Raw genomic sequence first — 7,293 nt, 5'->3', positions numbered from 1 at the left:
GTGCGCTCATTTGGCTGAGCGCGTGCTCTTTCTTCTCGTTGGTGTATTTTGTCATCGTCAAATCCATCGCCCCAGGGCTGATTAGAACTCCAAATGCTGGAGGCGACAACTATTTTGACAGAGGGGGGGGAGAAAATGTTGCGGACCTGGTCCACGTCGTTCAAGCGCTGGCTGATTGAAAATAAGAGCCGACTGCTCAAGGGCGTCAACAGCGACCGCCGGCATGTCAGCGAAGGCGCCATCGCCTGTGAGCATCGGCCTCCCGACGTCCAGAGCTGGGGCGACCTGCACAAAACCTATTTCAAGGAGTTTGCACCTTCGATGTACCACTTTGAAGAAGCACCGATGGCGCGTGTTTTCAAAAAAGTCTTCGAAAAGTGGCAGAACGAGACGGCAGTGCCGGAGACGATTGCAGCTTAAGGCCCAGGCATAAATGACGAAGCCACCTGAGGGTGGCTTTCGTTTAACTCACGGCGGCTTGGTACGGATGTGGTCGGATTATCATCGCCATGTGCTCCGGTCATGAAGCAAGTCAGGGGTACGCGGATGGCGGAACCTGCCATCCGACCAGTTCAGCGGTTCGGCGCATTACCCATCTGGCCTCTGGCTCGGATACCCAGCCCGTTGCAATCAGTCGCGGCAAATATTGGTCGAGAATCTCAGTCTCTGACATGTGCGAGCGTTTCCCGGCTTTGGACTCAAGGGACTTAACGGACAGCTGTTGTGCTAGGTCTTCGCAGTTGTTCCAGCGCTCGAGTAGCTCCGGCGGCGAGCAGCCAGGGCTGTAGAAACGGCCTTGGTACCGATTCATGGAAAATTTAGGCTGGGCGCCTGAAACGGCCCCTAAGTTGCTTGGACGTGGGAAATCTAATGGCAGCGCGGCAAAGAGCGCCGCTTCCGATTCGTCTTGCAGCTCATCGCCGGGTTCAGTATTCATATTGTCTTTTGCATCGATATTGGCCTCTCGCTATGATACTCCAGCGTCGAGTTCTCGGCCTGGAAGGCTTCGATGAGCATGCACCTTCAGGCCATCTTGGCTGACGATGGACTTCCACCAGCAGCAAACCAAGCCATGCCCCAGCGTGCCGCCTGGCGTTTCGCTTCTGGCGTCGTGGCTGCGATGAGGCGGTCCATTGCGACTCCTGCTCGATGGATTGCGTAAGCCTTGTGATTACCTCGAAATTTCCGGTAGGCCATGCAATGCCCCTAAATGGAGAAGTTTAAGGGCGCGCCTTCCATTTGTCACCTGCCCAAGTGCTTTCGCACATCGGCAGCCATCACGCCGACGTCCTTAACAGCCTGTGCCAGCTCGTCGCGACTCACGCCCAGCTCCTGTGTCCAATAACGAACCTCGTGTTCTTCATGCATATTGATGCGGATGCGGTCCTGTTGACCGCGATTATTCAAGTCGTCTGACATAGCGCTTCTCCTTAAAATAAGTCTTACGGTAACACTCACAATGCCCCACCTCTGTTAGCTCCCGCACGATGGAAGCTGCACCAGACCGTCATGCCGCAGTGACAGTGGGAGCTTGCAACCTTCTCTTATCCTGCTCAGTCTTTCATTGCTAAAAACATATCTTCACCTAGAGTTCAATGGGTACCCTCAACGATTTTTAAATTCAAGTTGACAACAAAATCTCCTTGCTAGGTCATACAGTAGCCGACTATACTAAAAATACTGTATATAAACACAGGTAAAAAAAGCAATGATTGCCACCCCACTCGAAATAACGCCTGCTAGCAAAGTCGCTCTAGACCAGGCCTTGCGCTCTAGCGTATGGCGGGCCAGTGAGCTCGCCGTGTCGCGCGCTACCACCGTGGGCACCGGCTACGAGAAGTTGGATAAGGAGTTGCCCAATAGCGGCTGGCCGCGCTCATCTCTTGTTGAGCTCCTGGTCGAGCAACATGGAATCGGCGAAATGCAACTGCTGAAGCCCTGCCTGGCCAGGCTGTCGCAAAAAGAGCGCATAGCATTCGTACAGCCGCCGTATCTGCCCCACTCGATGGCATGCCGGTCGTGGCATTTAAATAACCGAAATCTGTTGTGGTTGAGACCGCAAAGTTCAGCGGACGCCTTGTGGTCTGCGGAACAGATTCTCAAAAATGGCAGTTGCGGGGCAGTGGTGATTTGGCAGTCGAACGTGCGTCCAGAGTCACTTAGGCGGTTAAATCTCGCAGCTCAGAGTACCGATACCTGGTTATGGCTCGTTCGGCCCCTGGCGGCGGCTTCAGACGCTTCTGTATCGCCTTTACGCATTGCACTGCGCCCTGCAGCTGGAGGTGTATCGGCAGACATCATTAAACGCCAAGGGCCGACATGCGACGCCCCGATTTTTATACCACTCGTAGACATGCCGGTTGCCCACAAGCCGGTCCCTGAAAATGAAAATGCTGTTGAGTGTGTACCTACCACTCCTACCTCTCGAGTGTATGCGTCCGCGATGGTCTGAAGCCGCAGCCTTTGTCGTTATCGACAAAGGCGCCGTTCTGACAATGTCACGTGATGCAGCGCGTGACGGGGTGCGCGTGGGCATGCGCACCGGCGGCGTGTCCGCTGTATCACCCGCCACCCAAACCCTAGAGCGCGCTCCGGAACAAGAGACCAGAGCGATGGAGGCAATCGCGACCGCGCTGATGCAATACACACCGGAAGTGACGTTCCAGCCAGATTTCTCGGTACTGCTAGATGTGAGCGCCAGTCTCACTCTGTTTCGAGGTCCTCATGCACTGTGTCGCCGCGTGATGCGTAACATCGAAGAGCTAGGCTTTACTGCACGCTTGGGAGCCGCGCCCACCGCCGAGGGAGCATGGCTGCTGGCGCACAGTCATCGAATCAAAGGATTGACACTGCAGCGCCGCGCGCTGTCTGTTGCCACCTTACACCGCCGACTCGATGCATTGCCATGCGGTCTCGTTCCCGCTGCGTGGCCCTTTCACGACTGGCTTACCGATATCGGAGCTAAACACATAGGCCAGCTTCGCAAGTTGCCGCGTACAGGACTGCTCCGCCGCACAAGTAAAGAGCTTCTTGCCGCGTTAGACCGCGCCTATGGCGAGGCCCCAGAGATGCACGAGTGGATAAAGCCACCGCTGACCTTTAACGTACGGGCGGAGACGTTCGGTCGAGTAGAGAATGCGGATGCTCTGCTCTACGGCGCCACCAGCCTCATCCTGCAACTGGTCGGGTGGCTGGTCTCATTGCAGCAGTCAGTGCGCACATTCACGCTGCTCCTGGAACACGAGCGTGGCCGTTCCGCCGTACCCCCAACCCCAATTGAAATAGCCCTCGCCGAGCCGGCGTGGCAGGAACAACATCTCGTGCGTCTGCTGAAGGAGCGGCTGGCCAAAGTGGAATTGGAGCGCCCCGTCATCGCGCTGCGATTGCAGGTGCTCGATGTCGAAGCGATGTTGCCGCCAAACGAATCACTGTTCCCGGAGCCAGGCGGTTCACCTCAAGACTTTGCTCGTCTGCTGGAATTGCTTATAGCTCGGCTCGGTCCGGAAAATGTGCTTGTTCCCGCAAACGTGGATGACTACCGCCCAGAGGTGTGCAACAGCTGGGTGTCCGCTACGACAAAGCAACCGCGCTCGCAAATCGAAGACATTCTCGAAGGGCGTCCATTTTGGTTACTGCCCAAACCGATTAAATTATTGATGCGCGACGAGCGTCCGTTTTACATGAGTCCGCTGCGATTTATCGAAGGCCCCGAACGATTAGAAGCAGGCTGGTGGGCGGACCAGACGGCGGCGCGCGATTACTATGTTGCGCAAGCCTCCAATGAAAGCTGCTACTGGATTTATCGAGAGCGGGTTCGCGACGACGTTCTCTGGTATTTGCACGGATTGTTTGCGTGAACTATGCACACCATCCCGCCCAAGGCCGCGCCCTCTGGGGCTACCTTGCCGGACTATGCGGAGCTGCAATGCATGTCCAACTTTTCTTTTCTTCGAGGTGCATCGGCACCTGAAGAGTTAGTTGAACGAGCCTATTTTCTCGGCTACTCAGCCCTCGCCATCACTGACGAATGTTCCCTCGCTGGCGTCGTTCGCGCTCACGTCGCCGCGAAGGAGCTTGAGCTGCCGTTGATTATCGGGAGCCAAATGGAAGTTACCCCAGAAGACGGGAGTCCTCCATTTCGACTCATCATTCTCGCCACGAACAAGAACGGCTATGGCAACTTGAGCGAACTGATTACCGTTGGACGGATGAGCGCGGATAAAGGGAATTATCTGGTGCGGCCGCGCGATATTGCGACGCCAGTGGGCGACCTCGTTCACCTTCGTAGCCTGCCCGATTGCCAGTTCATCCTATCGCCAAGATATGGCGCGACATACGAAGAAGTCGCACGCCAGGCTGCGTGGCTTGTACAGTGCGCGCCCGGCCGGGCCCGCATCGCACTCACGCTACACCATCGGAACAAAGACCGAGTCCACCGTCAGTTGGTGGACGACATCGCCGGCGAATTCAGCATGCCGATTGTTGCCACAGGCGATGTGAGAATGCACGTGCGCTCGTGCAAACCGCTACACGACACCATGACCGCCATCCGCCACGTCATTCCTGTCGCGCAGTGCGGCTACAAGCTGCCTCCGAACGCCGAACAACACCTGCGGTCGCGCCTTCGTTTGGGCAATCTGTATCCCCGCGAAGCCTTAGCAGAGACTACGCGCCTGGCGAAGCTCTGCAATTTTTCGCTCGATGAACTTCGCTATGAGTACCCGCACGAGCTGGTTCCCGAGGGCGAAACGCCTGCAACATATTTGCGCACAGAAGCGTACCTTGGTGCCCATTGGCGCTACCCGCACGGAATTCCAGAGAACGTCCATGCGCAGCTTGAGCATGAACTGGGCATCATCGAAGAGCTACGGTACGAGCCATATTTTCTAACCGTGTTCGACATTGTGCGATTCGCCAGGTCCCAACAAATTCTCTGCCAGGGCCGAGGCTCCGCAGCAAATAGCGCTGTCTGCTACTGTCTTGGCGTGACCGAGGTGGACCCGTCGCGCGGTACACTGCTCTTCGAACGGTTTATGTCAAAAGAGAGGAATGAGCCACCAGACATCGATATCGATTTTGAGCACCAACGGCGCGAGGAGGTGCTTCAATATGTCTACAAAAAATACGGCCGCATGCGCGCGGCGTTGACTGCTGTTGTGACTGCTTATCGGCCCAAATCGGTATTGCGTGACGTTGGCAAAGCGCTCGGTGTCGACCTGAGCGTGGTAGACAAAGTCGCAAAAGCCCGCAACTCGTGGGGTGGCCACGCTGATTTGCAGCAGCGTCTACTGGAATGTGGTTTTGACCCCGATTCGCCCATTGCCGAGAAATGGAGTTACCTCGCGAACGCACTGATGGGCATGCCGCGGCATCTTTCGCAGCACCCAGGTGGCTTCGTCATCTCGCATACGAAACTGTCTCGCCTGGTACCAATTGAAAACGCAGCGATGGAAGACCGTACCGTCGTCCAATGGGACAAAAATGACCTTGATGCGGTAGGGCTATTGAAAATCGACCTTCTTGCGTTAGGCATGCTGTCGTGTATACGTCGCGCGCTCGAACTGGTTTCCGAGCAGCGTGGATGCAGGTTTGAATTGGGCGATATCCCAGCCGAGGACCCCGAAACCTACCAGATGATTTGTGAAGCTGAGACGATGGGAGTGTTTCAGATTGAGTCCCGCGCGCAGATGTCTATGCTGCCGCGCATGCAGCCACGTACGTTCTACGACCTAGTAATCGAGATTGCGATTATTCGACCAGGGCCAATACAAGGCGGCATGATTCAGCCCTATATCCGGCGCCGGCAAGGCCTCGAACCTGTGAGCTATCCAAGCGATGAAATTCAGGGTGTCCTGCAGCGCACCCTCGGCGTGCCGATTTTCCAGGAACAGGTCATGTCGATTGCCATGGTTGCAGCTGGGTTCTCCGCTGGCAAAGCAGATGCACTTCGACGAGCCATGGCAGCGTGGCAGCGCAAAGGCAACCTCGCACAGTTCGAGGACGACCTTCTTTCCGGCATGCTCACACGCGGATACGACGAAGCGTTCGCCAACAACATCATCGGTCAACTAAAAGGATTTGCCGCATACGGGTTTCCCGAGTCCCACGCTCATTCATTTGCGCTGATAGCCTATGCATCGTGTTGGCTAAAGCGGCATGAGCCAGCGGCCTTTCTTGCAGCGCTACTCAACAGCCAACCGATGGGTTTTTACTCACCGTCCTCTCTCGCCCAAGACGCACAGCGCAATGGCATTGAAGTGCGACCACCGGACGTCTGCATTAGCACCTGGGACGCCACACTAGAGCCTCCAACAAAAGGGACACAGCCTGCAGTGAGACTCGGGCTGAACATTATCAAAGGCATGGAACAGGAGGCCGCGTGGCGCATAGAGGAAGCGCGCGCCATTGCGCCGTTCAAGAGCCCTGTCGACCTCGCATATCGTGCCAACTTAGACGAAGGCGATATGAACAAATTGGCACAAGGGGACGCACTTCAAACCCTGTCAGGGAACCGGCGCCAAGCAATGTGGCAGGCAAAGTCTAGTGTTCCAGACAAAGGGCTGCTCCGGCCGGCGGAAATTACTGAAGACCTGGTGGAGCTCGAGGCACCAACAGAAGCAGAGGATGTTGTTACGGACTATAAACGGCTTGGACTCACGCTGCGCAGCCACCCGCTGTCATTTTTACGGGCTACGTTGACTGAGCGCCGCTTCGTTACCAGTGATGTGCTAATGGGATTCTCGGACCGGCAGCTCGCTCGCGCATGCGGCATCGTCACCGTCCGTCAGCGACCAGGTACGGCGAAGGGCGTGGTATTTATTACGCTGGAAGACGAGCATGGCACCGTCAACGTAATTTGCTGGCCAAGCCTCGTCGAGGAATACCGCCGTGAAGTGATGAGCGCCGAACTGTTGGGTGTCTACGGCATCTGGCAGTCCGACAGTGGTGTGAGGCACTTGGTCGCGAAGCGCCTGGTCGACCTAAGCCATTTACTTGGTGAGATTTCGACAAAATCGAGGGATTTCCAGTAGCCAGCTGGCCCAGTAGCTTAGCATTCCTCAGTCATCGCCAGCGCTTAGTCGGGTGGTGACTGCCATCAAGTCCGTGTCGAGGAAGGACTGGTTCCGCCCCAAAGCCACCATTCATGATTGCAGCAAACACCTAAATGTTTAGAATTGGGTGATCATATTCCTATTCGCAGCTTGCCCTACTTCAAAGCCAGGCGCCTGTTGAGTACACTGTTGATTCCTGTCACCTCACCGCCAGCGCCATGACCCAAGCCCTTCACAGCCG

5 protein-coding genes are annotated in these 7,293 nt (G+C 56.1%); 4 read left to right on the top strand and 1 reads right to left on the bottom strand.

Translation table 11 applies throughout. From position 1 onward, the window contains the following. Positions 1-93: 93 nt before the first annotated feature. Positions 94-420 carry a hypothetical protein gene (locus CSZ94_RS26465; RefSeq protein ID WP_146009909.1) on the top strand — a complete coding sequence of 109 codons (327 nt, stop codon included), beginning with the start codon at positions 94-96 and terminating at the stop codon, positions 418-420. Between the two features lie 822 nt (positions 421-1,242). Here CSZ94_RS26465 and CSZ94_RS26455 read toward each other — a convergent pair. Next, positions 1,243-1,419 (bottom strand): DUF3606 domain-containing protein, encoded by a 177-nt coding sequence (locus tag CSZ94_RS26455; protein WP_102124230.1) that lies wholly within the window; start codon positions 1,417-1,419, stop codon positions 1,243-1,245. 289 nt (positions 1,420-1,708) lie between these two features. Here CSZ94_RS26455 and imuA point away from each other — a divergent pair, with 289 nt between their 5' ends. From imuA to CSZ94_RS26440, 3 genes are read left to right on the top strand one after another with little or no spacing between them, the layout of a single operon-like run. Next, complete coding sequence (gene imuA, locus CSZ94_RS26450) at positions 1,709-2,452, top strand: translesion DNA synthesis-associated protein ImuA (protein ID WP_102124229.1); 744 nt, start codon at positions 1,709-1,711, stop codon at positions 2,450-2,452. Then, the gene (locus CSZ94_RS26445; RefSeq protein WP_102124228.1) at positions 2,385-3,857 is read left to right on the top strand and encodes a Y-family DNA polymerase; all 1,473 of its coding nucleotides are present in this window, start codon (positions 2,385-2,387) and stop codon (positions 3,855-3,857) included. Before imuA ends, CSZ94_RS26445 begins: the two co-directional genes overlap by 68 nt. 3 nt (positions 3,858-3,860) lie before the next feature. Beyond that, positions 3,861-7,031, top strand: a complete 3,171-nt coding sequence (locus CSZ94_RS26440; RefSeq protein ID WP_102124227.1) for an error-prone DNA polymerase — start codon at positions 3,861-3,863, stop codon at positions 7,029-7,031. Positions 7,032-7,293: the final 262 nt, after the last annotated feature.

The organism is Janthinobacterium sp. ROICE36 (assembly GCF_002869965.1).
Taxonomy (GTDB): domain Bacteria; phylum Pseudomonadota; class Gammaproteobacteria; order Burkholderiales; family Burkholderiaceae_D; genus Janthinobacterium.
The sequence above is the reverse complement of the archived record's forward strand: the minus strand, read 5'-3'. Positions and strand labels throughout refer to the sequence as shown.